24 protein-coding genes are annotated in these 26,041 nt (G+C 66.4%); 7 read left to right on the forward strand and 17 right to left on the reverse strand.

The window, feature by feature from the left end; all coding sequences use genetic code 11:
• Positions 1–65 precede the first annotated feature (65 nt).
• Positions 66–1,505, forward strand: coding sequence for a GGDEF domain-containing protein (locus EZ304_RS03060; RefSeq protein WP_099553124.1), 1,440 nt, complete (start codon positions 66–68; stop codon positions 1,503–1,505).
• Here the strand turns inward: EZ304_RS03060 and EZ304_RS03065 are convergent.
• Positions 1,502–3,328: a methyl-accepting chemotaxis protein gene (locus EZ304_RS03065; protein WP_099553123.1), complete on the reverse strand. Its 1,827-nt coding sequence runs from the start codon at positions 3,326–3,328 to the stop codon at positions 1,502–1,504. The two genes, EZ304_RS03060 and EZ304_RS03065, sit on opposite strands and share 4 nt — an antisense overlap.
• Positions 3,329–3,583: 255 nt before the next feature.
• Positions 3,584–4,267: a GNAT family N-acetyltransferase gene (locus EZ304_RS03070; RefSeq protein ID WP_260678220.1), complete on the reverse strand. Its 684-nt coding sequence runs from the start codon at positions 4,265–4,267 to the stop codon at positions 3,584–3,586.
• A 15-nt stretch (positions 4,268–4,282) separates the two neighbouring features.
• Here EZ304_RS03070 and EZ304_RS03075 point away from each other — a divergent pair, with 15 nt between their 5' ends.
• Together EZ304_RS03075 and EZ304_RS03080 are read left to right on the forward strand one after the other, a co-directional pair.
• Positions 4,283–5,383 carry a DUF5694 domain-containing protein gene (locus EZ304_RS03075; RefSeq protein ID WP_099553121.1) on the forward strand — a complete coding sequence of 367 codons (1,101 nt, stop codon included), beginning with the start codon at positions 4,283–4,285 and terminating at the stop codon, positions 5,381–5,383.
• 61 nt (positions 5,384–5,444) lie between these two features.
• Positions 5,445–5,735, forward strand: coding sequence for a putative quinol monooxygenase (locus tag EZ304_RS03080; RefSeq protein WP_099553120.1), 291 nt, complete (start codon positions 5,445–5,447; stop codon positions 5,733–5,735).
• Here EZ304_RS03080 and EZ304_RS03085 read toward each other — a convergent pair.
• The 10 genes from EZ304_RS03085 to EZ304_RS03130 all read right to left on the reverse strand — a co-directional run bounded on the left by EZ304_RS03085 (position 5,677) and on the right by EZ304_RS03130 (position 15,880).
• Complete coding sequence (locus EZ304_RS03085) at positions 5,677–5,976, reverse strand: hypothetical protein (protein ID WP_142806237.1); 300 nt, start codon at positions 5,974–5,976, stop codon at positions 5,677–5,679. The two genes, EZ304_RS03080 and EZ304_RS03085, sit on opposite strands and share 59 nt — an antisense overlap.
• Positions 5,977–6,038: 62 nt before the next feature.
• The gene (locus EZ304_RS03090; protein WP_142806238.1) at positions 6,039–8,228 is read right to left on the reverse strand and encodes a PAS domain S-box protein; all 2,190 of its coding nucleotides are present in this window, start codon (positions 8,226–8,228) and stop codon (positions 6,039–6,041) included.
• 208 nt (positions 8,229–8,436) lie between these two features.
• Entirely contained in the window at positions 8,437–10,824 is a 2,388-nt protein-coding gene (locus EZ304_RS03095; protein WP_142806239.1) for a Tex family protein, read from the reverse strand.
• A 207-nt stretch (positions 10,825–11,031) separates the two neighbouring features.
• Positions 11,032–11,247 (reverse strand): hypothetical protein, encoded by a 216-nt coding sequence (locus EZ304_RS03100; RefSeq protein ID WP_005417149.1) that lies wholly within the window; start codon positions 11,245–11,247, stop codon positions 11,032–11,034.
• A gap of 724 nt (positions 11,248–11,971) precedes the next feature.
• Entirely contained in the window at positions 11,972–12,424 is a 453-nt protein-coding gene (locus EZ304_RS03105) for a hypothetical protein (protein WP_099553116.1), read from the reverse strand.
• Complete coding sequence (locus EZ304_RS03110) at positions 12,421–12,624, reverse strand: PspC domain-containing protein (protein ID WP_099553115.1); 204 nt, start codon at positions 12,622–12,624, stop codon at positions 12,421–12,423. Before EZ304_RS03110 ends, EZ304_RS03105 begins: the two co-directional genes overlap by 4 nt.
• Positions 12,625–12,691: 67 nt before the next feature.
• Complete coding sequence (locus tag EZ304_RS03115) at positions 12,692–13,063, reverse strand: YfeK family protein (protein ID WP_428999711.1); 372 nt, start codon at positions 13,061–13,063, stop codon at positions 12,692–12,694.
• 51 nt (positions 13,064–13,114) lie between these two features.
• On the reverse strand, positions 13,115–14,182 hold the full coding sequence (gene phaC / locus EZ304_RS03120) for a class III poly(R)-hydroxyalkanoic acid synthase subunit PhaC (protein WP_099553113.1): 1,068 nt from the start codon (positions 14,180–14,182) through the stop codon (positions 13,115–13,117).
• Positions 14,179–15,243, reverse strand: a complete 1,065-nt coding sequence (gene phaE / locus EZ304_RS03125) for a class III poly(R)-hydroxyalkanoic acid synthase subunit PhaE (RefSeq protein ID WP_142806241.1) — start codon at positions 15,241–15,243, stop codon at positions 14,179–14,181. Before phaE ends, phaC begins: the two co-directional genes overlap by 4 nt.
• A gap of 22 nt (positions 15,244–15,265) precedes the next feature.
• Positions 15,266–15,880: a CDP-alcohol phosphatidyltransferase family protein gene (locus tag EZ304_RS03130; RefSeq protein WP_049429661.1), complete on the reverse strand. Its 615-nt coding sequence runs from the start codon at positions 15,878–15,880 to the stop codon at positions 15,266–15,268.
• Positions 15,881–16,173: 293 nt separating this feature from the next.
• On the opposite strand from EZ304_RS03130, the gene EZ304_RS03135 reads away from it, so the two are divergent.
• Entirely contained in the window at positions 16,174–16,875 is a 702-nt protein-coding gene (locus tag EZ304_RS03135; RefSeq protein ID WP_099553111.1) for a class I SAM-dependent methyltransferase, read from the forward strand.
• A 226-nt stretch (positions 16,876–17,101) separates the two neighbouring features.
• Here EZ304_RS03135 and EZ304_RS03140 read toward each other — a convergent pair whose 3' ends face one another.
• From EZ304_RS03140 to ppsR, 5 genes are all read right to left on the reverse strand, one after another.
• The gene (locus EZ304_RS03140) at positions 17,102–18,463 is read right to left on the reverse strand and encodes an MATE family efflux transporter (RefSeq protein WP_142806242.1); all 1,362 of its coding nucleotides are present in this window, start codon (positions 18,461–18,463) and stop codon (positions 17,102–17,104) included.
• A 118-nt stretch (positions 18,464–18,581) separates the two neighbouring features.
• Positions 18,582–19,211 (reverse strand): DUF2239 family protein, encoded by a 630-nt coding sequence (locus tag EZ304_RS03145; RefSeq protein WP_099552082.1) that lies wholly within the window; start codon positions 19,209–19,211, stop codon positions 18,582–18,584.
• A gap of 182 nt (positions 19,212–19,393) precedes the next feature.
• A complete protein-coding gene (locus EZ304_RS03150; protein WP_099604040.1) occupies positions 19,394–19,882 on the reverse strand; it encodes an NUDIX hydrolase in 489 nt (162 codons plus the stop codon).
• Between the two features lie 43 nt (positions 19,883–19,925).
• A complete protein-coding gene (locus EZ304_RS03155; protein ID WP_099551018.1) occupies positions 19,926–20,435 on the reverse strand; it encodes a DUF1249 domain-containing protein in 510 nt (169 codons plus the stop codon).
• Positions 20,436–20,641: 206 nt separating this feature from the next.
• On the reverse strand, positions 20,642–21,463 hold the full coding sequence (ppsR, locus tag EZ304_RS03160; protein ID WP_006452040.1) for a posphoenolpyruvate synthetase regulatory kinase/phosphorylase PpsR: 822 nt from the start codon (positions 21,461–21,463) through the stop codon (positions 20,642–20,644).
• Between the two features lie 144 nt (positions 21,464–21,607).
• Here ppsR and ppsA point away from each other — a divergent pair, with 144 nt between their 5' ends.
• From ppsA to EZ304_RS03175, 3 genes are all read left to right on the forward strand, one after another.
• Entirely contained in the window at positions 21,608–23,986 is a 2,379-nt protein-coding gene (gene ppsA, locus EZ304_RS03165) for a phosphoenolpyruvate synthase (RefSeq protein ID WP_142806243.1), read from the forward strand.
• A 162-nt stretch (positions 23,987–24,148) separates the two neighbouring features.
• The gene (locus EZ304_RS03170; RefSeq protein WP_142806244.1) at positions 24,149–24,922 is read left to right on the forward strand and encodes a hypothetical protein; all 774 of its coding nucleotides are present in this window, start codon (positions 24,149–24,151) and stop codon (positions 24,920–24,922) included.
• Between the two features lie 111 nt (positions 24,923–25,033).
• The gene (locus tag EZ304_RS03175) at positions 25,034–25,927 is read left to right on the forward strand and encodes a mechanosensitive ion channel family protein (protein ID WP_142806245.1); all 894 of its coding nucleotides are present in this window, start codon (positions 25,034–25,036) and stop codon (positions 25,925–25,927) included.
• The last annotated feature ends 114 nt before the right edge of the window (positions 25,928–26,041 follow it).

Here is a 26,041-nt window from a genome sequence, read left to right on the forward strand (position 1 = left end):
TTTCTTGCCAGACTCACGTACATCTGCCTATCGTGATCCCGCCGGATCCGGGGGCGGGGGAATGCATGACGCTGCGTGCTGCACTGTTTTTTCTGGTCACGCACGCACTCGTCATTGCCTTGGTCGGCCCGCAGGACCCTGTCGGCTCCTACCTGTTGCTGATCACCGCGCCGCTGCTGGCCGCACTGGCCTGCGTGCGGCGCGCACGTGTCAGCCAGGCGGCCTGCAAGTGGCGGCTGCTCGGCGCGGCCGTCGGCCTGTTCTCACTCGCCCTGCTTGCCCTGCTGTACCGCAATGTGGCCGGCCTCACCCCTGCGCAGATGACCGCCTCGACACTGATCCTGTACGTGTTCTACCGGATCCCCCTGACCTATGTAGCTGCAAGCCCGGGCGGCGGGAACCGCTTCATCCGTGCGGTGGACCTTGCGATCATTGCCCTGCTTTGGCTGCTGTACTACCTGCATACGCGCGCCATGGCGCCTCTCAACACCGCGCTGTGGACGCAGTGCCTGAACACCATGAGCAGCGTGCAGAACAGCCTGGTGTTCTGCTTCGCGCTGATCCGTTTCCTGGCCGAGGACAATCCCGACCGCCGCGATTTCTTCCGCACACTTGCGATCTACGCGCTGGGCTACTTCCTGCTGGCGCTCTACATCAACACCTACCAGCCGCAGACACCTGACGGCGGCTGGGGCGACCTGCTGATCAGCGGGCTGTTCGTGTTGCTGGCCGTCCTGGCCGGCAGCCACCGCCGCTACCCGGCAGTGGAGGTATCCCGCAGCCTGCGGCGCATCGTCGACGCCGGCGTCCCACTGATGCTGCCCTTGCTGCTGATGATGGTGGCGCTGCTGGTCGCGCGCCTGCAGCCAAACCTGGCCACGGTAGGTTTCATCGGTGCGATGCTGGGTTACGCCCTGCGCAGCGTGCTGAGCCAGATCGAGATCCAGCGCCAGCGCGATGAACTGGAAACGCTGGCGCGGCGAGATCCACTGACCGGGCTGGGCAACCGGCGCAGCTTCGATGAGTCGCTGGATGGGGCCCACCGCCGCGCGCGCCGCCAGGGCCAGGGCCTGGCGGTGCTGATGATCGACATCGACCACTTCAAACGGCTGAACGACACCTACGGGCACCCAGAAGGTGATCGGCGCCTGCGTGCCGTCGCCGGCATCCTCGACGGCTGCCTGCAGCGCGGTGACGACCTGCTGGCCCGCTATGGCGGCGAGGAGTTCATTGCGGCCCTGCCATCGCCCGAGGCGATGCACGCGCTGCATCTGGGCGAACGCCTGCGTGCTGCGGTCGAAAGCGCCGCACTGCCTGCTGCCGAGGGCCATGTGACCATCAGCGTAGGCGTGGCCTGGCAGGCCGCCAGCGATGAGTACGCGCCGGGAGACCTGGTCGGCCATGCCGACCAGGCCCTTTACCGGGCCAAGCATGCCGGGCGCAACCGTGTGCACCTTGCCTCGGCCATGCAGCCGTCCGATGAGCCTGTGGGCCCGCGCACCTAGACGATCCGCAGGGTCGCCCCTCCATGCAGATGCCCTGCCCCGTCCTGCACGCGGAAACCGGCGACGGTCTGCAGCAGCTGTGCCGACTGCTCTTCCATGCTGCGCGCCGCCGCCGACGCCTCCTCGACCAGGGCAGCGTTCTGCTGCGTGCCCTGGTCGATCAGGTCAACCGCATGGTTCATCTGCTGGATGTCGTCGCTCTGCTGCTGCGAGGCAGTGCTGATCTCGGTCATCAGATCGCTGACCCGGCGGACGTTGGTCACGATCTCGTCCATGGTCCGGCCCGCGCTTTCCACCTGGGCGGTGCCGGCCCCGACGTTCGCCACCGACTCATCGATCAGATGCTTGATCTCCTTGGCGGCACTGGCCGAGCGCTGGGACAGCTCGCGGATCTCGGTGGCGACCACGGCAAATCCTCGACCATGTTCGCCCGCGCGTGCGGCCTCCACCGCTGCGTTCAACGCCAGGATATTGGTCTGGAAAGCGATGCCATCAATCACCCCGATGATATCGACGATGCGCCGCGAGGAGGCGTTGATCACCGCCATCGTCTCGACCACTTCATGCACCACACTGCCGCCGCGCGCAGCCACATCGGCGGCCCCGCCGGCCAGCTGGCTCGCCTGGCGCGCGTTGGTGGCTGTGCGCTGCACGGTCTCGGCCAACCCCTTCATCGACACCGCGGTTTCCTCCAGCGAGGCCGCCTGCTGCTCGGTGCGCTGCGACAGGTCGCTGTTGCCCTGCGCGATCTCGGTCGCACCCACCGCAATGGTGTCGGCAGCGAACTTGATCTGGCCGATGATCGCGGCCATCGCCTCGACCAGCGAATTCACGCCCTCGCACAGTTCGGCAATGGAACCCTGTTTGTCCGCCGTGGCAACGCGCCGGGTCAGGTCGCCCTGCTTGGCCGCGGCCACCACCTCGCGGGTCTGCGCCACTGCGCGCTGCATCGCCTGGTTCTCATGCACCTGCGCGGTGATGTCGGTTGCGTACTTGACGACCTTGAACGGCTTGCCGTTGAGGTCGAGGATGGGGTTGTAGGAGGCCTGGATCCAGACCTCACGCCCGCCTTTGCCCAGGCGTCGATACTGCCCGGCGTCATACTCGCCACGCCCGAGCTTCTCCCAGAACCGGCGATATTCGTCACTGCTGCGATGGCCTGGCTCGACGAACAGCGAGTGGTGCTGTCCACGCACCTCATCGAGGCCGTAGCCGGTGACTTCGAGAAAGTTCTCGTTCGCCGAGAGAATGCGCCCGTCCATGCTGAATTCGATCACTGCCTGCGATTTGCCGATTGCCGCCAACTGCCCGGCCGAATCGGCCGCCTGCAGCTTCTGTGCGGTGATGTCGGTGGCGAACTTGACCACTTTGTACGGTCGCCCCTGGCGATCCAGCACCGGGTTGTAGGAGGCCTGGATCCAGATCTCGCGCTGGCCTTTGCCGAAGCGTCGATACTGCCCTGCGTCATATTCGCCGCGTCCCAGCCGCGCCCAGAAGTCACGGTACTCGGCGCTGCGCGCCTGCTCGGGATCGACGAACAGGGAATGATGCTTGCCCTGGATTTCCTCCAGCCGGTAGCCCACCGCCTGCAGGAAGTTGTCATTGGCCTGCAGGATGGTGCCATCGAGCGCGAACTCGATGACCGCCTGCACGCGGTGCAGCGCTGCGACCTGGGCCTCGAGTTCGGCACGATCGGTCGCTGCCGGTTCAGTGCCGGTACGGTGCTGCGGGGCCAGGGCGCCCAGCAGCGCGCGCCACGGCGACCAACGGGTATGCAGCTCGGCCGGCGCCTGCGCGCCCGCCGTGAAGCCTGGAATGAGCATTGTCTGATCCTCGGTGTCCGGTAAGCGGTTGCGACCCGACGGGCGGGATGCCCGGCGGCAACTTCAGTTGCTTGGGACTACAGGTGCCTGCGGGCACCCCTCGAGCGGCTGGCAAGAACGTCTGGTGCGGGTGCGATCGGCATCCGGGAGCGGCGGAACACACAGCGCGGGCCGCCCATCGGGGGCAGCCTGGGGTCCTGCAGCGGGCGACTGGAGCGGGATCCAGAGGGGATATCGGCGATGCCGTCGGCCGCTTTAGCGGGATTCCGCGACCTCCGTCGCAACTCCGTGCATTGCAGCAGGAAGGCGATAGATGATCGTTGTGTACTTCACACCCTGCTCACGTGCTGCGGGCTGTCCCCCGAGGGACTCAGCAAGCGAACGGCTGGACCGGTTCTGCTCGGCCACCGGATAGCGGAACGCCGCGCATGACAGTCGCTGCGACGCCGCAGACCACACCGCCGCCACTGCTTCCCGCCCATAGCCATGGCCATGCATTGCTTCAGCGATCCAGATACCCAGTTCGGGCTCTGCATCACCGGTGCGATGCAGGCCGGCCAGTCCCAGGAACACGCCATCCTCGCGCCTGCGGATCACGAACGTGATGTCGCTCCCATCGGCAATGGCAGGCAGCCACGCCTGCCAGACGGCGGCAAATGCGTCCTTTGACGGGGGCGGCTCGAAGGCCATGTAGCGGGTCAACCCGGGGGTGATGCCCGCAAACGCCTCGTCAGCGTCACCGGACGTAAATGGCCGGAGGCACAGCCGCGGACTGTCGATGCTCCAGTGATCGGATGTCATGTTCTGCATTGCCTGGGCACGGAATACAGCATCACTCGGCAGATGGATGCAGCTCAAGGCAAAAAGGTTTGCATGACCAACGGGAGGTCCCCTGCCGGGCGGAAATGGCGAGCATGCAGCGATCCGCAGGATGTTCATCTACAAGGAGATCGTATGTTCGTTCGCCTCACCAGCTTCGTCATCCTCGGCCTGTGCAGCACCGGCGCGCTTGCCGCCGATGCCACCTATCGGCCGGCCTTTCACCCCGACCAGCTGAAGGGGCCGCCCGCAGGCCGCACCAACGAGGTGCTGGTGCTGGGCAGCCCGCATCTGTCCGGCCTGCCGAAGACCTTCACACCGGACATTCTGCAGCCATTGCTGGAGCCTCTGCTCGAGCGCCTGCAGGCATGGCAGCCCAATGCCATCGCCGTGGAGAACCTGTCCGGGCTGCAGTGCGACTTCATGCGCCGCAACCCCACCCGCTACGCGGACAGTGTCGAGACCTACTGCATCGACCCGGCACCGGCCCAGGCCGCGACCGGCCTGGACGTTCCCAGCGCCAATGCCGAGATGGAGCGCCTCCTCGCACAATGGCCGAAAGCCCCTACGCCGGCCCAGCGCCGCCGCCTCGCGGCCGTGTTCCTGGCCGCAGGCGAGAACGGTTCGGCGGTGGTGCAATGGCTGCGCCTGCCCATCGACGAACGTCGCGCCGCAGACAGCCTGACCCCGGAGCTGGTGCAGTTCCTCGACAAACGCATTGCCAGGCGCGACGAGGCCGGCATGATCGCCGGCGTCCTCGCTGCACGCCTGGGCCTGGAGCGCTTGTGGTCGGTCGATGACCACACCGCCGACGCGCCTGTCCCGAAGGAGCAGGAGAAGGCCTATGGCGCGGCGCTTCAGGCGGCCTGGGACAACCCGGCAACCACGGCGCGGTTCGCCGCCGACGAACCGCTGCACGCCAACCTGGCCAAGCCCGACGGCCTGCTTGCGCTCTATCGCGACTACAACGCCCCGGACACGGCGATGACCGTCTACAACAGCGACTTCGGCGCGACCCTGGTCGAGCCGTCACCCGATGCCTTCGGACGCAAGTACCTCGGCTACTGGGAAACCCGCAACCTGCGCATGGTCGCCAACATGCGCGACGTGCTCGGCCAACACCCGGGCACCCGCATGCTCACCATTGTCGGTGCCTCGCACAAGGGCTACTACGAGGCTTACCTCAACCAGATGCACGATGTGCAGCTGGTCAGTGCGGACGCAGTATTGCGTTGACGGGCTGGGTGCCGGCCACCCGCCGGCACTATCCTGCAGGGCCCCATCCACAGGTGCCTGCATGCTCAAGGTCATCGCCGAAGACTTCATACATCCCGATGCCGTGGACACTGTGCTTCCGCTGTACCGGGAACTGGTCGCGTGCACGCAGCGCGAGCCGCTCTGCCTTGGCTATGAACTGTTCGTGGACCAGAAGGATCCCGGGCATTTCGTCTTCATCGAGCAATGGCCGGACCGCGCCGCCCTGGACATCCACTGTGCCAGCGAGCATTTCCAGCGGCTGGTGCCGCAGATCAATGCCTTCCAGCGCGCGCCATGCCGGTTCCTGCTGATGGATGCTGCACCTCAGTAGTGCCGGCACCGTCGCCGTGATCCCGGCGACGGTGCCGCCACAGCACCAGGCTGGCCGCCATCGTGCACGCCAGGGTCAGGGCCAGCAGCGCCACCACGCTTCCCTGCAGCACCGGCAGCATTGCCTGGGCCAGACGGTCCTCACGCACCTCCTCCAGCCGCAGCCAGGCGGCGAGGGTCAGGCACCAACCGACCATGGCCGGGGCGAAGGCGCGCACCGTCATCGGGTTCCAGACATTCATGGGATCACCTGTACGAGAGGAGGTGGGCGGAGTATTCGCGCCCGTCCTCTCACTGGATGAGATCAACCCTCGGCCGCGTCGACGTCGTCGCCTGGCAGCTCGCTGGCCTCGCCCTGCACCTGCACGTTGTTACGGCCCATCGCCTTGGCCCGGTAACACTGGGCATCGGCCGCGGCCACCGCCTGGTCCACGCTCATCCCGCCGGCCAGCGGCGCGATGCCGATGCTGGCCCCTACGCGCAACCGGTTCTGGTCCCACGGAATCGACAGCGACGCCAGGGTGTGCAGCAGCTCACCGCCAATGCGGGCAGCACGACGCGGCGTGCAACCGGACAGGATCACCGCGAACTCGTCACCGCCCAGCCGCGCCACCACATCCGAATCGCGTACCCCGTGACGCAGAACGCTGGCCACCGCCCACAGCACCGCATCGCCAGCCAGATGGCCCCAGGTATCGTTGATCGGCTTGAACCGGTCCAGATCGATGTACATCAGCGACGCGGCCTGGCCGGTACGTTCAACGCGGGTGATCGCCTGCTGCAGATGCACCTCGAAGCCACGGCGGTTGCTCAGTTCGGTCAGCGGATCGATCTCGGCCAGATGGCGCGCCTCGCGCTGGCGGGCACGCTGCTGGGTATCGTCGCGCAGCACCCAGACCGCACCTCGCACGTGGCCCTCGTCATCGCGCAACCAGGCGCGGGTCAGGTCCACCGGCACCGTGGCGGCACCCAGGCGCAGCAGCAGGTCGGCATGCAGGTCCACCGCGTTGCTTTCCGGATCCAGCAGTACCGACACGTCCAGCACCGACCCCGGCGCGTACTCGGTGGTCAGCGCCAGCACATCCTGCACCTTGTGCCCGGCCAGCGACAACGCGCCATCGCCGGCCAACGTGCGTACTGCGGCGGCATTGGCGTAGTCGATACGGCCATCGAGGCTGACGCTCAGCACCAGGTCGGCCACGGCATCCAGGGTGATGCGGCTGCGCTGCTCGCTCTCGAACAGCCGCTGCTCGCTGCTGCGCTGGGCGGTGATGTCCTGGATCTGCGACACGAAATGCACCGGCTCGCCATGCTCGCTGCGCACCAGCGAGACCGACAACCGGGCCCAGATCACCTTGCCGTCGCGATCGAGATAGCGTTTCTCCAGGTGGTAGTGGCTGCGCCGCCCGGCCAACAGGTCCTGCACCAGCGACAGGTCGGTCTGCAGGTCGTCGGGATGGGTCAGGCGCTGGAAATCCACCTGCAGCAGCTCTTCCCGCGGATAGCCGAGGATCCGGCACAGCGCATCGTTGACGTCCAGCCATCGCCCTTCCAGCGACACCAGTGCCATGCCCAGCGCAGCCGAGGTGAACGCACCAGCGAACTTCTCCGCGGACAAGCGTGCCTCGGCTCGCGCCTGCAGTATCTCGGTGATGTCGATGGCCATGCCGACATAGCCGATGCGTGCACCGTCGGCACCGTCCATGCGGCTGATCGACAGGCGTACCTGGCGTGGCTGGCCGTCCTTGCGCAGCAGCGTCCATTGCCGCGAATAGGTCTGGCCATCGGCACGCGCACTGAGTGCCTCGAACACGCCTGGCAGATGGCCATCGGCATCGGCCAGCGGTCGCAGCCAGGCATTCAGTTCCTGCGGATCGTGGAAGGCATCCAGCCGGCGCTGGCCGACCACTTCGGCCGCGCTGTAGCCCAGCAGGCGTTGCGCGCCGGTATTGAACAGGGTGATGGTGCCATCGGTATCGGTGGCGATCACCGCCACCTCATCGGAGGCATCGACCACGGCCTGCAGGCGTTGACGGGTCTCGGCCGCATCATGACGGGCCTGCTGCAGTTCGGTCACGTCGGCATGCGCGCCGGCCATCCACAGCGGCCGGCCCTGCCCGTCCCATTCGAAGACGCGGCCACGGTCCTGTATCCATATCCACTGGCCGTTCTTGTGGCGCATCCGCAGCAGGCACGCGTAGTTGTCGGTGCGTCCCTCGAAATGCTCGTCCAGTGCCGCGTCGGACAGCGCTATGTCATCGGGATGGACCAGCTTCAGGAAGGTCTTCTGGCAGATCGGCTCCAGCTCTTCCAGCCGGAAACCGACAATCTCGGCCCAGCGCGCATTGACCCGCATCTCGCCGGTCTGCACGTTCCATTCCCAGGTGCCCGCGGCGGTGCCATCGATGATCATCGCCAGCCGCCTACGCTCTTCGGCCAGCTCCTGCAGGCGGCGCTCCAGCAACCCGTTGCCGTTGGTGCCCTGGCCCGCCATCAACGCTCCCTCCGGCCCGCGCAGGCAGGCGTTGGCCGCAGCAATGCGCTGCAGCGTGCAACGAAGACGACGGGTCGTGCTGGCGTCATGGCCCTCCCCAGCGACAGCGGGGGGGCCGAACGCCTCCCCTCCAGCGCAAGTGTGCGCAATCACGGGGAAAACCGACAAGTCCCCCGCCGCGGATCAACCGTGACGGGGGGCACGAACCTCAGCTGCGCTTGGCGCGGGCGAAGGCCTCGGCCAGGGCGTTGTTGGCCGGCGGCGCCGACTGGGCTGGCCGCCCGCTGTTGCCCTGGCCCCGGTTCGGCCCGCGGTTCTGCCCGCCTGCGTCACGGCGCGGCCCCTGGCCCTGGCCGCGCTCTTCGCGCTGGCCCGGGCGGCTGGTGGCCTGCCCCGGGGTATCGTCCAGGCGCCGGGTCAGCGCGATGCGCTTGCGCGGCACATCCACTTCCAGCACCTTCACCTTGACGATGTCGCCAGCCTTGACCACGTCGCGCGGGTCCTTCACGAAGGTGTCGGACAGCGCCGAAATGTGGATCAGGCCGTCCTGGTGCACGCCGATATCGACGAAGGCACCGAAGGCCGCCACGTTGCTCACCACGCCTTCCAGCACCATGCCCTCGCGCAGGTCCTTGATGTCCTCCACGCCTTCGGCGAAGCGCGCGGCCTTGAACTCCGGACGCGGGTCGCGGCCCGGCTTCTCCAGTTCCTTCAGGATGTCGCGCACGGTCGGCACGCCGAAGGTGTCGTCGGTGAACTGCTCGGCCTTCAAGCCACGCAGGAAGCTGCCATCGCCGATCAGCGCCTTGATCGGGCTCGCGGTGCTGGCCACGATGCGCTCGACCACCGGATAGGCTTCCGGGTGCACCGCCGAGGCGTCCAGCGGCTGGTCACCATCGGCGATACGCAGGAAGCCGGCGCACTGCTCGAACGTCTTCTCGCCCAGGCGCGCAACCTTCAGCAGGTCCTTGCGACGCTTGAACGGGCCGTTGTCGTCACGATGGCGCACGATGTTCTCGGCCACCGTGGCCGACAGGCCGGACACCCGCGACAGCAGCGCGGCCGAGGCGGTGTTCACGTATACGCCGACCGCGTTCACGCAGTCCTCGACGCGCGCGTCCAGCGCCCGCGCCAGGCGGTACTGATCCACATCGTGCTGGTACTGGCCGACACCGATTGCCTTGGGTTCGATCTTGACCAGTTCGGCCAGCGGATCCTGCAGGCGGCGGGCGATCGACACTGCGCCACGCAGCGACACATCCAGGCCCGGGAACTCCTTGGCCGCGAACTCGGACGCCGAGTACACCGACGCGCCGGCCTCGCTCACCACCACCTTCTGCAGCTTCGGGTTGGCGGCGGCCTTGATCGCTTCGCCGGCCAGCTTGTCGGTTTCGCGGCTGGCGGTGCCGTTGCCGATCGCGATCAGTTCCACGTTGTGCTTGGCGCACAGCTGCTTGATCGTCTGCAGCGACTGGTCCCACTGGCGGCGTGGCTCGTGCGGGTAGATGGTGTCGGTGGCCACCAGCTTGCCGGTGGCATCGACCACGGCGATCTTGCAGCCGGTGCGGATGCCCGGGTCCAGCCCGAGCACGGTCTTCGGGCCGGCCGGTGCCGCCAGCAGCAGGTCCTTCAGGTTGTCACCGAACACCGCTATGGCCTCAGCCTCAGCCTTTTCGCGGGCCTGGTTGAACAGGTCCAGCAGCAGATGGGTGTGCAGCTTGGCGCGCCAGGTCAGGCGGCAGGCGTCCAGCAGCCAGCGGTCGGCGGCTCGCCCCTGGTCGGCAATGCCGGCCCTGCGCGCCACGCGTCCTTCGGCGTATTGGTGACCGGCTTCGGCATCGCTGCCCGGGTCCAGCTCCAGGAACAGGATCTCCTCGCGGCGCGCACGGAACAGCGCCAGCAGCCGGTGCGAGGGGATCTTCGCCAGCGACTCGGCATGCTCGAAATAATCGCGGTACTTGGCGCCTTCGGTTTCCTTGCCCTCGGCCACGCGGGCACGGATCACGCCGGTATCACCCAGCCAGGTGCGCAGCTCACCGACCAGCGCGGCATCTTCGCCCCAGCGCTCCATCAGGATCGCGCGCGCGCCTTCCAGCGCGGCCTTGGTGTCGGCCACGCCCTTGTCGGCATCCACGAAGCTAGCGGCAAAGACCTGCGGGTCCCGTGTCGGATCGCCCAGCAGGCCATCAGCCAGCGGCTCCAGCCCGGCTTCGCGGGCAATCTGCGCGCGGGTGCGGCGCTTGGGCTTGTACGGCAGGTACAGGTCTTCCAGCCGGCTCTTGGTATCGGCCGCCAGGATGTCGTTGCGCAGTTCGTCGCTGAGCTTGCCCTGCTCACCAATGCTGGCCAGCACCGCCGCGCGGCGTTCCTCCAGCTCACGCAGATAGGTCAGGCGTACTTCCAGGTTGCGCAGCTGGGTGTCGTCCAGGCCCCCGGTCACTTCCTTGCGGTAGCGGGCGATGAACGGAACGCTCGCGCCCTCGTCAAGCAGGCCGACGGCGGCACGTACCTGGGCGGACTGGGCACCGATCTCGTCGGCGATGGTCTGGGCGATCTGCTGGGCGAGCGCGCTCTGGGCGTTCTTGGCGTCGTGCATTGCTTCAGGTCTGTGCCGCGTTACGGGAAGACCCCATTCTGGCAATCGACGACGCAGCCGGACAAGGCATTGACAGGGGGCAAGGTTCAGCGGCGAGGCCGGATTGGACGCCGGCATCCTGGCGGAGAGAGGGCTCGGACTGGCCCGGGGCTGGGATGCCGGCGCGGGCGCGCGATGGTGGGCGCGCCCTGCCGCGTGTTGCGAAGGTCAGCGGTAGTGGCGGGCGGCGCGCTGCATGACGATGTCGTCACGCATGCCTTCCAGGGCCATCAGGCGGACCTTGCCGACACCCTGCAGTTCCATGAACCGCTCCGTGTAGAACTCCGGCCCCAGCGCGGTGTCGGCGCGGGATTTGCTGAAGCCGTAGGGCACCACGCCCTTCTCGCCATCCTTGCTACCACCGACATAAAGAACGATTGCCATGTGATGTCTTCCTCCAAATTGCTACTGCGTACTGCACTCGATGAGCGATGCTGCGAGCTCATCGAGGGAGAGCTTACCGCGTCGAACCTGACTGGAACGTCACGAAGGCTAATGACGATCGGTTGCATGCAGATGACTGCGGGATCGCAGCAGAATGCTTACGGATCTTTAACTTTCGCCTAACGAATCCAGGTGTGTTTCCGCCAACGGCGCAGCCCCTCGTGGCTTGGTCGCGAAATGCGCTTCATGTGATTGGGTCGGTCGGGGTGGGTTCGCGGGACACGCCGTAAACCCGTCCATGGGGGCTCGATGGCGCCATCCATGGCGCCAACGGTCCCGCGAACCCACCCCGACCGACCCCCGACAGTTTTCGGGCACGTCCAGCCACGGAAAAGAAAAAGAAGATCAAAGGCAAAAGCGGCCTGGTCGGCTGATTTGTTGCTTCCTGTAGAGCCAAGCCATGCCCCGCTCGCGAGCAAGCGCAGCGCGCGACCCGCTTCTGCTGTTCTTTTTCTTTACCGTGGGTGGTACAGGCCTCAGCCATCTGTCAGAGGGCGGTCGGGTTGGGTTCGCGGGGGTGTCCGCGGCATGGATGCCGCGGCCAAGCCCCCATGGATGGGTTTACGGCGTCCCCCGCGAACCCAACCCGACCGACCAGCGCGAAGGTTTTGCATTTGGCGACCCAGCATCACCGCCCACGAGGGGCTGCGCCGTTGGCTGGAAACTACGGCCACCAACCACGCCCGAACCGGGCGAAATGATCGGCCGCCCGCTCGAACGGATTCCGTGCACTCACTCCACCGCACAGCAGGTACACCGGCAGGTACAGCGGCCCCAGCACCATGTACTGGTACACGTGTGCGCGTTCGTGGTCGTCCAGCCGGATCAGCGGCTCCACGCCCCAGCCCGCCTGATGCGCATAGGTCCGGCAGGAAATGCCCAGGTCATGCCCGGTGTGCAGGATCACATTGCCCAGCGTGATCGCCCCGCCCGGCCCCCACGGCCAGCGGTCGAACACCAGCGCACAGTCCCGCCCGCTCCAGCGCGGCGTCGCGCCGCCGAGCATGCCGGCCAGGCCACCGATCACGCCGAGCAGGGAGTTGGGGGACGTCCAGAGCGCGCCCAGTACCTGCAGCGCGCGCAGCCAGACCGTCCAGGGCTGCTGCGCAGTCTTCAATCGGCCTCGTTCGGCATCAGCAGCCACAGGATCAGGTAGACCAGGATGCCGGGAAAAGCTGCAGAGGCCAGCGACAGCAGCACGTAGATCACCCGCAGCAGCGTGACATTCCAACCGAAGCGATGGGCGATGCCACCCATCACGCCGGCAATCATGCGGTCGTTCAATGAACGCGACAGCGTCTTGGGCGTGGTGTTCATGGCGGTGTCTCCTCAGCTTGCGGGCAGAACCAGTCGAGCATGGGTCGAATCTACACCGCCCCCATGTCTACGGCGTGCGTTGGCGCAGGGCCTGCAGGCGCGCACCGAACCAGGCGGCTGCGGTCTGTTCAGGCTGCCCCGGGCAATGGATGCGGTAGGGCTTGCCGCTCATGCTGCTCTGGCTGGCCGCGCGCTCGATGAACTGCTCGGCACTGTCCACCTGGTTCTTCTTCAGCAGGTAATCGTACTTGCGCTGCAGGTGCGCACGCGCCTCGGCGGCGTCATGCCAGCTGCCATTGCGCTGGAACCGGCACTGCGAGCCATCGAGGCTGGAGATCAGCTGGGCGATCTCGCGCTGTGCCTGCGGGCCGGGGGCGGCGTGGGCCACAGGCGCTGCCAGCAGCGCGGCAAGCAGCATCGAAATCCGTTGCGACATCATCATTCTCCATGCAGTCGAGCATGGCTCGACGCTACAAAACCGAAGCAGGCGTTACGCGTCACGCGCCTTCAGCCAACCATCGATCGTCGCCGGCACTTCGCGCTGCGCGCGGCCGGACACGTAGATACCGATGTGGCCACCACGGAAACTGGATTCAGTGTAGTCGGTGGTGCCCAGTCGCCCACGCATCGCGCGCGAGGCATCCGGCGGCACCAGATGGTCCTGTTCGGCGTAGATGTTCAGCACCGGCAGGGTCACTTTCGCGAGATCCACTGCTTCCTCGCCGATCCGCACCGTGCCCTTCACCAGCCCGTTGCCCTGGTAGAACTGCTTGATGAAATCACGGAACGCTTCACCGGCCAGGTCCGGCGAGTCGAAGATCCACTTCTCCATGCGCAGGAAATCCTCCAGCGCCGCCTTGTCATCAAGGATGTCGAGCAGGCCGACATACTTCTGCACGTTCAGGCGGAATGGCTTGAGCATCAGGTAGCTGGCATTCATCAGGTCGGCCGGAATGTTGCCCAGCGTGTCGACCAGCAGATCCACGTCCACCTGCCGTGCCCAGTGCGAGAGCATGTTGTCGGCGGTCTGGAAATCAACCGGGGTGACCATGGTGATCAGCTTGCCCAGCTTCTGCCGGCGCAGTGCCGCATAGCACAGCGCGAACACGCCACCCTGGCAGATGCCGAGCAGGTCCACCGGGCCACCGCTGCGCGCGCGCAGCGCATCCACCGCGCCATCGATGTAGCGCAGCAGGTAATCCTCCAGGGTCTGGAAGCGCTCGGAGCGGTCCGGGTAGCCCCAGTCCAGCACATAGACGTCCTGGCCCAACGCCAGCAGCTTCTGTACCAGCGAGCGGTCGGCCTGCAGGTCCACCATGTACGGCCGGTTGACCAGCGCATAGACAATCAGCAGTGGCGTGCGGCGGGTGGGTGCCTGCTCGCCTACGAAGCGGTACAGCACCACCTTGCCGTCGCGCCAGACTTCCTCGCGGGCAGTCACGCCATAGTCCACGTCTTCAACCTGCGGCAGCAGCTTCAGCCCTTCCATCAGCTTGCGCTGCATGGCCAGGGTTTCCTGCATCAGGTCATCGGCGTTGAAGCCCAGCGGTCCTTTCATCGGGCACGCGCCCGCGAGGTGGTGCGTGCGGCAGCCTTCTTCGCCGGTGTTTTCTTCGCGGCCGGCTTGTTCGACGGCGCGGCCTTCTTCGCGGCTTTGCGCGCGGCCGGCTTCACCTTAGCCGGCGCCGGCTGCGACACCGGATCCACCGCGGCGGTCCCCGCCAGCACCGCCACCTGTGCCTGCAGGCGGCGAAGGCTGCGCTCCAGCTCGGCAATGCGGCGATGCGCAGCGTCCATCTCGCTGCGGGTCGGCAGACCGATGCGTTCACTCATCTGTTCCACCTCGTGCTGCAGGCCGGCGCGCAGGCGCATCTGCGCGTTGCCCAGCGCGGCATACACCTGCTGGAACGGCTCGGACATCGCAACCTTGGCGTAGGCTTCCTCCGCCACTTCAATCCACAGGTCGAACATCGCGCGGGCGCTGGTCAGCTGGCTGCCCGGTTGTTCGTGCTCCGCCAGGCGCTGCTCGAACAACGCGAAGGCTTCGTCCAGCGCCTGCTTGATCTGATCGACGTAGGCACGCGAGTGCTGCTGGTATTCCTCCTGCGCACGCAGCAGGGCCTGCCAGCGCGCCTGGTGTTCGCGGCCGGGCCCGAACGCCGGGCTCTGCAGCCACGGGCCGGCCTGCAGCTGGAACTGCTGCAGCCACGCGGCGAATTCGGGCACGGCGGCGCCGGCCTGGGTGCTGCCCCGCGCGCCCTGCAGCATCCACTGCAGCATGCCGTCGCCCTGCCCCTGCACTGCCTCGCGCCAGGCGTGGGCCACATCGGCGCTGCTGGCATCGCGTCCAGCGAAGCGTGCCGCCACTTCCTGCATCGTGCCGTACCAACTGCCGGCCTGTTCGCGGAAACGGCGCACGGCATCTTCCGGCGCACCCTGCCCCTGTTCGGGCAACAGCTGGCCCCACCAGTCAAACAGGCGCTGCCAGCTGCCGGGGTCATCGCCGGCCGGTGCACCGGGCGTGGTCGCATGGCGCAGGGCATCCCCCCAGGCACCGAAGTACTGCCGGGCAAGGGTCTCGAAATCGCTGCTGCCGGCGTCGTGGGCCGAGCTGGTCATCGCAGGCCTCCGCAGGGCTGGCTCATGGCTTGGGAATGCGCAGGGTCTTGCTGATCATCAGCGACCCGGAAAGGGCGAACAGCAGCACCATCGGGTGCAGCTGCCAAGGGCCGATCTGCCACTGGCCAAACCAGAGGTCCTGGCCGATGGCATCGGTACCGGCGGCGATCGCCAGCACGATCACCAGCACCAGGCTGGTCGGGATCGGAGTGCCCTCGAAATACTTGACCTTGCCCTCGTCGCCGGCCAGCGCCTCGGCGGTGACGTTGTAGCGCGCCAGGCGGCTGACGCCGCAGCACACGAAGTAGCTCAGCACCAGCCAGTCCCAGCCGCCCTGCATGCCGCACGCATAGGCCAGCGCCGCCGGCGCCACGCCGAAGGAGATCACGTCCGACAGCGAGTCCAGCTCGCGCCCCAGGGTGGAGCTGGATTTGCGCCAGCGCGCGATGCGCCCGTCAAGGGCGTCGAAAATGAAGGCCAGCGGGATCAGCGCCATGCCGAACAGCAGGTAGCCGCGCTCGCCGTCCTGCAGGAAACGCATCGCGGCGAACACCGCACCGGTGCCGCAGAAAGCATTGGCCAGGGTGAACCAGTCGGCCAGCTGGAATTCGCGCAGCATCGAGAAGTGACGTTTCATGGGGTCTCACGGAGCATCAAGGCCCACAGGTTACCGCGAGCACCGCCATGGGTGACAGCGCCCGCCAGGCCGATTCTTCACCATGCCCTCACCTATCCTCACCAGCGGTGAATTTTTCGCCACCCATCTTGACAGCCTAGGGGGGTGGCGCCTGTCGCGGCTTATCCACAAAGTTGCCCACGCGTAATCCACACCCCCTGTGGACAACCAGATCTCACCGACTGCGACGCTGGACATTTCCTCATCACCCTGCAGCGGGGTTTTCCTACTTCCCAAGCCGCAAGGTCAGCGTTATGGTCACCGGCGGACCCGCCGCCGCCACGTCCGAATCTCTTCGATGGACGACGACGATGCTGGATGCTTCCACCCTGGCCGCGCAGCTGCGGCAGCCCCATGGCGACGCCGCGCTGGCGGTGGCCGACTCGATGAACCGCAGCAACGCCACGCTCAACCACGCTGCAATCGGGCTGCTGGCCGTCGGCACCGGCGAACGGGTCCTGGAGATCGGCCCAGGCAATGCGGCCTTCGCGCCATTGATGCTGCAGGCCAGCGGCAGCCACTATCTCGGCATCGAGCTGTCCACGGCCATGGTCGAGGCCGGCAACCAGCGGCTGGCCAGCGCCGGCCTGGGCGACCGGGCGGCAATGCGGCTTGGCGATGCCCATGCGCTGCCGGTGGACGAGGCGTCCATGGATGCCGCACTGGCGGTCAACACCCTGTACTTCTGGCCGAACCTGGCCCCGGTGCTGGACGAGCTGGCGCGCGTACTGCACCGGGGAGGCCGGCTGTGCCTGGCGTTCGGCGATGCCAGCTTCATGCGCGGTCTGCCATTCGCCGCCGACTTCCAGCTGCATGAGCTGGACGCGGTGGAGCTGGCGCTGCGGGTATCGGGCTTCCACGTCTCGGCCTGGCGCAGCCATCGCGAAACCGCCGCCGGCAATGACGGGCAGACGCGGGAGAAGCATTTCCACCTGCTGCTGGCGCATCGGCGCTGAAGTGGTAGAGCCGGCCGCTGGCCGGCTGCCTCGGACATTCCGGATTACCGGCCAGCGGCCGGCACTACCCCGCCCGCATCCGTCGCCAGCGAGCGAAACACAACGCCTGCATCACCAGCGGCCAGGCCCAGCGTAGCCACCGCACCGGATGCGATCCGACCGAGTGGTAGAGCCGGCCGCTGGCCGGCTGCCTCGGACATTCCGGATTGCCGGCCAGCGGCCGGCACTACCCCGCCCGCATCCGTCGCCAACGCGCGAAACACAACACCTGCATCACCAGCATCGCCACCAGTCCCAGCGGCCACGCCCACCACAGCCCGGCCAGACCGTACCGGGACTGCAGCCACATCGCCAGCGGCAGCTCCAGCAGCAATACCGCCACCATGCCCAGCAACGCTGGCAGCCATACCGTGCCGCTACCGCGCATCACCCCGACCAGCACCGCGCTGATACCCATCGCCAACACGCCCCACACCACGGTGCGCAACTGCAACGCGGCCAGTTCGCGCACGTCGGTCGCCGCCAGGATCAGGCCGCTCAGCCAGGGCGCCAGCGCCACAACCAGCATCACCACCCCGCACAGCATCACCAGTCCAAGCATCACGCCGGTGCGGGCAATGGCGGGCAATCGTGCCGCACGCCCTGCCCCCATCGCATGCGCGGCGAGGATGGTGGCGGTGATGCCCAGCGACATGGCCGGCAGCTGCACCCAGCTCATCAACTGGTTGACCGCACCATAGGCTGCCGTGGCGGTATAGCCATAGCGGTTGATCCAGCCGAGCAACACGATCTCGGCAACGGCCAGACTGAGCATCTGCAGCGATGAAGGTACGCCGATGCGCAGCATCGAACGAATGATCGCGCCATCAAAGCGGATGGCTTGCAGCAACTCATGCCCCGGTGCCAACGGGTGACCCATCCGCTGCCACCGCCACATCAGCCAGGCCAGGGCCAGCAGCGAGGCGAGCGCCGCCGAGACTGCCGCACTGGCCGCGCCCAGCTGCGGCAGGCCGGCCCAGCCCAGGATCAGCAGCGGCGTGCACAGCAGGCCGACCACCGTGGCCAGCAGCAGCGCATGCAGCGGCGTTTTGGCATCGCCCACCGCACGGCTCACCGCAGTGGCCAGCCACAGCAGGAAGAACGCCGGTGCAGCCAGCAGCAGAACACGGGCATAGACGATGGATTCGCCGAGGATCGGCGCTGGCGTGCCCAGTGCTGCCAGCAGCTGTGGCGCGAAACCGCCGCCCACCGCCATCACCAGCACTGACAACAGCAGGACAAGTGCCACCGCACTGCCGGCCACCGCGCGAGCCTGTTGCGGCCGGCCCGCGCCCCAGGCCTGGCCGATCAGCACCATCGCACCGGTCGCCAGACCCATTACCAGGGCCAACAGCAGGAAGAAGACAGGGAAGAACGCTGCGGCGGCGGCCACCGCCTGCGTACCCAGCAGATGGCCGAGGTAGATGTTGTCCAGCGTGCCTGCGGCCAGCTGCAATGCGTTGGTCAGCAGCATCGGCAGCAGCAGGGTCAGATAGGTGCGCCAGAGGGGCGGCGCGACCGGAGGGATGGGATGTGCGGGGGTGTCCATGGGGTTCTCTGGGCAAGGCGCTGCCCTGCCCGGCGTTTCCGCCAGCAAAGCAAGCACAGGGAAAGCAGGCCGTGGCCCGCGGTCAGGTGGCGCCGCCGCTCAGCAACGGCGCGGTGGCTCAGTCGTCTGCGTGGTCCGAAGAATCATCGAAGGCCAGGCGCAGGGCGTGATTGCGCACATCCCCGGGCCAGCTGCGCAACGCCATTTCCAGGCCCGCCCGGTCGTGCGCGAACAGGACACGGATCGCTTCCTCGAAACCTGGCAGGTCTCCGGCGATGGTCTGCAGGAAGTGATAGGCACGCTCGCTGTGGCGGCGCTGCCGGTCCTTGTCCGCACCAGCACGGCTGGCCGCCTCCACCAGCCTGCGCAGCACTACCGAGGCCCCGCCGGGCTGCTCGGCCAGCCACGCCCAGTGGCGCGGCAGCAGGGTCACTTCGCGGGCGACCACGCCCAGCTTGGGGCGGCCACGGCCACGCGGCGTTGCCGGCACATCTTCGGCAGTGACGTCGGCATCCGCCTCGACGGCGGCGGGAAACGCTTCGATGACCCGCGCCAGCAGTTCTGCGTCGCTACCGCGCGTATCGAAATCACGGGTGCGGCCGGTAGCGTTGTCGAACACGAGCAGCGGACCGGCAGCGTTGCCGGCGCGCAGCTGTTTCAGCGCAAGCGCAGCCACTTCCGGTGTACCGGAAGCGACCAGGCGGTGGCCGTCGAAGCAACTGAAGGGAGGGAGTCGGGACGCAGGCATGGCAATGACATCAGAGGCGATGCCCGAATATTGCCCGGGTAATTTGTATTCGTCAATATTGCCCGGGTATTAATAAGCCAGAAGAGCGTGCCAACCAAGGTTGGCACCCACCGGAAAGGTTGATCCCCACCCGAAAGGTTGATCCCCACCCGAAAGATCGCCCCCCCACCCGATTCGCCGGGTTACAGCCGGCTGTAGGACCAGCTGACCATGCGGCCGTCCTTGTACGGCATCACGCCGTGGAACGGGCGTGGGTCGGCGTCGAACACCAGTGGCAGGAAGTTGCGGTCGCCCTCCCACATCGGCAGCGTGTCCAGCTTGTCCAGGTCCACCCACTCCAGCGTGCCTTCGTGGTTGCCACCGTGCGGGGTGCCCTCGAATCCATCGATGACGAACACGAAGCCCAGCCAGTCCTCGCCGTGCTTGCCGAAACCCGGCCAGCTGATGGTGCCGCGCAGGCGCATGCCGGTGCAGTGGATGCCGGCTTCCTCCGCGATCTCGCGGCGCATGCCAGCCGCGACGTCTTCGGTCGGTTCGATCTTGCCGCCCAGCCCGTTGTACTTGCCCAGGTGGTGGTCACCGGGGCGGGTATTGCGATGGATCATCAGCACCTGGCGACGATCAGGCGACAGCACGTAGCCCAGGGTGGCGACGATCGGGGTATACGGCATGGGGCATGCATCCAGCAGCAGGTCAGCCGTGGATTATGGCCGATCAGCGCACCAGCGACAGGCGGCGTTCGGCGGGCGCGCCTGCGCCCTCGGGATCACGGCGCAGGGTGGCCACGCCGTGGCCGCGCTCGGCCAGGTATTCCAACCACTTGCCGAGGAAGGTGTTCATCCGCATGCGGTGGCTGATCAGCTCCGCCGGCGGCGGGTACAGGCCCATGGTGTCCTGCCAGCGGCGACCGACGTAGCAATGGGTGGTCTCGGCCTGGCGGGCGTCACGGTACAGGCGCACATAGGCCGACGGATCGGGCTCGCCGGTGACCGGATCGGCCAGGTCGTAGGTCAGACGCAGCTCCACCGTGTAGCGGTGGCACTCGATCACGTCCAGGCGGACATCCAGGCCGTCGCCGATCGAGGAAATGTAGCTGCCCGCCGCCAGTCCGGCCGGTTCGAACAGGCGCACCAGATGGCGGTAGTTTTCCGCGTACAGGCCCATGAGCCAGCTCAACCGGCTCAGGCGGGGAATGCGTTCGGTACGGGGCAAGGCTCGGGCCATGGGTCGATCCTACACGTTGGTGCTTCAACGTGGGGGCGGTTCGAGCCACAGCCAAGCCACCGACTGTGATCCCCCTGTAGAGCCGAGCCCATGCTCGGCTGGGCCACCGGGTTCTGGCCGAAGAGCAGCCGAGCGTGGGCTCGGCTCTACAGCGCGCAGCATCCACTGGTAGCGCCGGGCCATGCCCGGCGAACGTGGCGCGCGCCTCAATACAGCTCGCGCTGCAGCCCCAGCGTGGCCAGCACCTTGCTGGAGATCTCCTCGATCGAGGTATGGGTGGTGCTCAGGGTCGGGATCCGCTCCATCTGGAACATCACCTCGGCCGCAGCCACCTCACGCTTGCAGGTGTCCAGGTTGGCGTAGCGCGAGTTCGGGCGGCGCTCCTGGCGGATCTGCTGCAGGCGGTCCGGGTCGATGGTCAGGCCGAACAGCTTGCGCCGGTAGTTGCGCAGGCGCGGCGGCAGGCGGTCGCTTTCCAGGTCTTCGTCGGTCAGCGGGTAATTGGCCGCGCGCACCCCGTAATGCAGGGCCAGGTAGATGCAGGTGGGCGTCTTGCCGGCGCGCGACACCGCCACCAGGATCACGTCGGCATCGTCGTAGTTCACCGCGATCCCATCGTCATGGGTCAGGGCGAAGTTCATCGCGTTGATGCGGCGGTGGTAGGTGTCGAAATCGACCATGCCGTGGGCCTGGCCGACCCGGGCCAGGCGCGGGCTGGCCAGTTCACGCTCCAGCGGCTCGATGAACGGTGCGAACACATCCAGCATCAGCGCACCGCTGTCGGCCAGGATCAGGCTCAGGCTCTGGTCCACGCAGGAGTTCACCACGATCGGCCGGACCTGGTACCGCTCCCCCGCCGCCTGGATCCGGGCGCAGGCTTCACGCGCTTTTTCGGGGTCGTCGACAAACGACATGCGGTCGGTAATGAAGCTGAACCCGGAGAACTGGGTGAGCAGGCTATGCCCAATGGTTTCAGCGGTGATACCGGTTCCATCGGAAACGTAGAACACCGGACGGATGGTCGACATGCGCGCTTTTACCCCCTACGAAGCCTAAAAGGGCCGCCAACACAAGCTTGTGCCGACAGCGGTCTGCCCGGCATCATATCGGCTTCTTCCTACGGACGCGGCCACTCAGCCCGCCTCGGGCGATGGCCAAACGGAGCATCGCGCTTGAACGAGAACATCCTGTGGTTGCACGAACTGCGTCTGGCCGACCTGGCCCGCGTAGGCGGCAAGAATTCGTCGCTGGGCGAGATGATCGGCAACCTGGCCGGTCTGGGCGTCTCCGTTCCCGGAGGTTATGCGACCACGTCTGAAGCCTTCAAGGACTTCATCGCGCACAACGACCTGTCCAAGCGCATCTTCGACAAGCTGGCCAAGCTGGACGTCGAGAACGTCAACGCGCTGACCGCCGCGGGCAAGGAAATCCGCTCTTGGGTGATCGACGCTCCGCTGCAGCCGCAGCTGGACCAGGACATCCGCACCGCATACGCCAAGCTGAGCGCCGACAACGGCGGCGGCGACGTGGCCGTAGCCGTGCGTTCCTCGGCCACCGCCGAGGATCTGCCGGATGCCTCCTTCGCCGGCCAACAGGAAACCTTCCTCAACGTCACCGGTGCCGACGATGTCGTGCACAAGGTCAAGGAAGTGTTCGCCTCGCTGTACAACGACCGTGCCATCGCCTACCGCGTGCACCACGGCTTCAAGCATGAGGACGTGTTCCTGTCCGCCGGCGTGCAGCTGATGGTGCGTTCCGGCGTCGGTTCTTCCGGCGTGCTGTTCACCCTGGACACCGAGTCCGGCTTCCGCGACGTGGTGTTCGTCACCTCTTCGTTCGGCCTGGGCGAAATGGTCGTGCAGGGCGCGGTCAACCCGGACGAGTACTACGTCTACAAGCCCACCCTGCAGGCCGGCAAGCCGGCGATCCTGCGCCGCTCGCTCGGCAGCAAGGCGATCCGCATGGTGTACTCGGATGTTCCGGGTGAGCGCGTCAGGATCGAAGATACCCCGGCCGAACTGCGCACCACCTTCTCGATCAGCGACGAGGACGTGCAGGAACTGTCCAAGCAGGCCCTGGTCATCGAAAAGCACTACGGCCGCCCGATGGACATCGAGTGGGCCAAGGACGGTGTCAGCGGCAAGCTGTTCATCGTGCAGGCGCGCCCGGAAACGGTGAAGTCGCGCAGCCACGCCACCCAGATCGAGCGCTTCGCGCTGACCGAAAAGGGCGGCAACGTGCTGGCCGAAGGCCGCGCCGTCGGTGCCAAGATCGGTTCGGGCGTGGCCCGCGTGGTCAAGACGCTGGACGACATGAACCGCGTGCAGCCGGGCGACGTGCTGATCGCCGACATGACCGATCCCGATTGGGAGCCGGTGATGAAGCGCGCTTCTGCCATCGTCACCAACCGTGGCGGCCGTACCTGCCACGCCGCGATCATCGCGCGCGAGCTGGGCGTGCCGGCCGTGGTCGGTTCGGGCAACGCCACCAAGGTGATCGAAGATGGCCAGCTGGTCACCGTCAGCTGCGCTGAAGGCGATACCGGCTTCATCTACGAAGGCAAGCTCGGCTTCGAGCGCACCACCACCGATCTGGGCAACATGCCGCCGGCACCGCTGAAGATCATGATGAACGTGGCCAACCCGGAACGTGCCTTCGACTTCGGCCAGCTGCCGAACGCCGGCATCGGCCTGGCCCGCCTGGAAATGATCATCGCCAGCCACATCGGCATCCACCCGAACGCGCTACTGGAATACGACCGTCAGGATGCGGCGACCAAGAAGAAGATCGACGAGAAGATCGCCGGTTATTCCGATCCGGTCGGCTTCTATGTGGACCGCCTGGCTGAAGGCATCGCCACCCTCACCGCCTCGGTTGCACCGAACGCCGTGATCGTGCGCCTGTCGGACTTCAAGTCCAACGAATACGCCAACCTGATCGGCGGCAGCAACTACGAGCCGCACGAAGAGAACCCGATGATCGGCTTCCGCGGCGCCAGCCGTTACGTCGACCCGAGCTTCTCGGCCGCCTTCGCGCTGGAATGCAAGGCCGTGCTGCGCGTGCGCAACGAAATGGGCCTGGACAACCTGTGGGTCATGATTCCGTTCGTGCGCACCCTGGAAGAAGGCCGCAAGGTCATCGAGGTGCTGGAACAGAACGGCCTGAAGCAGGGCGAGAACGGCCTGAAGATCATCATGATGTGCGAAGTGCCGTCCAACGCACTGCTGGCTGATGAGTTCCTGGAAATCTTCGACGGCTTCTCGATCGGCTCCAACGACCTGACCCAGCTGAGCCTGGGCCTGGACCGCGACTCGTCGATCGTCGCGCACCTGTTCGACGAACGTAACCCGGCGGTGAAGAAGCTGCTGTCGATGGCCATCAAGGCAGCACGTGCCAAGGGCAAGTACGTCGGCATCTGCGGCCAGGGGCCGTCCGATCATCCGGATCTGGCCGAATGGCTGATGCAGGAAGGCATCGAGTCGGTGTCGCTGAACCCGGATACCGTGGTCGATACCTGGCTGCGCCTGGCCAAGCTGAAGGCCAACGGTTGATACAGCTGCAAGCTGAATAAAGAAACCCCGCCTCGGCGGGGTTTCTGTTTTGGGGAGGATCAATCGGGGCCGATGCGCCATTTGCAACTATTCCAGTAGGCGCCCTGAAATGGCCAACGCACACTGGGAGGACCAAAATCACTTGCCGGCAAGGTTCGCCCCATGACGATCCCGTTCGCACTTGGACTGTCCAACTACTCCGGCCCACTGGCAGGAGCGTGGGATTTCCAGAAGTTTCACGAGTTGGCTATATCCATGCTCGAAAAGCGTGGAGTAGAGGCCACCCACTTTGCGTGTGACGGAAAGGGCCAGAGCGGCAAGTTGACGAGGCTGGGCAATGCAGCGCATCGAAGGCTTCTGGCCAGTGGCTTCAACGAGCTGACTATCCTCGGTGTTGACGCTGTACCCAAAGGAAGTGACGCGCCCGCCTACGATCTGACGGCATCCGTCGATTTCCTCTCCAGTCGTGAGCTTGGAACGGAATTCGTTCTGTTCTCCAAGGACGCTCGCTTTCCTCTGGAACCGCAGTCCTTCCGGGAGCTCCTGGTGGGGCTGATCGCCCTGTACGACTGGGACTTCGGCTACGTCACTCACCCACCCTTCGAGCGCAGCCCGCAGGCCTACATCAGTGGCTACTGCGATGGAACCCAATCCAAGGACGAAGAAGACCGCAACCAGATCTGGTATGACGCCCCGCCGGAGGTGCGCCTGCGCAAGGTCCGCAACATTTTCCCGCTTAGTCTGCTCAATCCGGCACAGCTGGGTGCACCCGTCGCGCCCGACAAGACATTGGCTGGAATACTGCAAGGTACTCCCGGTTGCACGTTGGACGAACTGGTGCCCGGCCTCCTCTGGCTCAGCACGGTAGAACCGCATCTGGTGCAGGGACTACGCTCGCTGCTCAAGGGTACGGGCGCATTGATCGAAGGCGGCTGACATCACGTTCATCCCGCCGTGCCGATAATCTGCCCGCATGCAACCCCGCCTCTGCGGGGTTTTCAGTTTTTGGCGTTCTTGAGCGCCACGCCCGTTCGACAAGGAGCCCGCATGATTGCTACTGCCCCACCCGCCCCCGCCGCAAGGCCCTGGTTCCACTCGCTCGACTGGGAACGCCTGCTGGAAACCTATGGTGTGCCGTTGCTGGCCGCCATCGTTGTGCTGCTGGTTGGCATGTGGGTGGCACGACGCCTGTCCAACGCGATGCCGCGCGCTACTGCGCGCATGGGCGTGGACCCGATGCTGGGCAGCTTCCTGCGCAATGTGGTGTATGCCGCGTCGCTGGTCATCGTGGTAGTGCTGGCCATTGGGACGCTGGGCGTGCAGATCACCCCGCTGCTGGCCGTGCTCGGCACCGCCGGCCTCGCGGTTGGCCTGGCATTGAAGGATTCGCTGTCCAACATCGCCTCGGGCGTGATGCTGGTGACACTGCGTCCGTTCCGCGTGGGCGATGTGGTGACCGTGGCCGGACAGACCGGCACGGTGCGCGAAGTACGCATCTTCCAGACCGTCATCACCGGCGCCGACAACCAGCACACCACCATTCCGAACACGCTGATCACCGCCGCGCCGATCATCAACCTGACCGCCGAACCGACGCGCCGCGTCGAACTGGTGATCGGCATCGGCTACGAGGACAACATCCAGCTGGCACGTGATACCGCGCTGGCACTGATGAAGGCCGACCCGCGCGTGCTGCAGACGCCAGCACCGGACGTGGTGGTGTATGAGCTGGGTGCGCATGCGATCAACCTGGGCATCCGCTGCTACGTGAAGTCGGCCGACTGGTTCGGCACCAAGGTCACGCTGCTGGAACAGCTGAAGCTGGGCTATGACAAGGCCGGCATCAACATCCCGTACCCGCAGCAGGACATGCACCTGTACCTGCATGGCAAGGATGGTGGCGTCATAGAGGCTGATGCGCTGGTGCGCGACAAGCCCTGATCCAAGACAGAAATGCCGGCCAGCGGCCGGCACTACCCTGCCCCGCGCACCCTGGTAGTGCCGGCCGCTGGCCGGCACCCACCCCATCTCCATACACCGGTAGTGCCGGCCGCT

It is taken from the genome of Stenotrophomonas maltophilia, assembly GCF_006974125.1.
GTDB classification, from domain to species: domain Bacteria; phylum Pseudomonadota; class Gammaproteobacteria; order Xanthomonadales; family Xanthomonadaceae; genus Stenotrophomonas; species Stenotrophomonas maltophilia_O.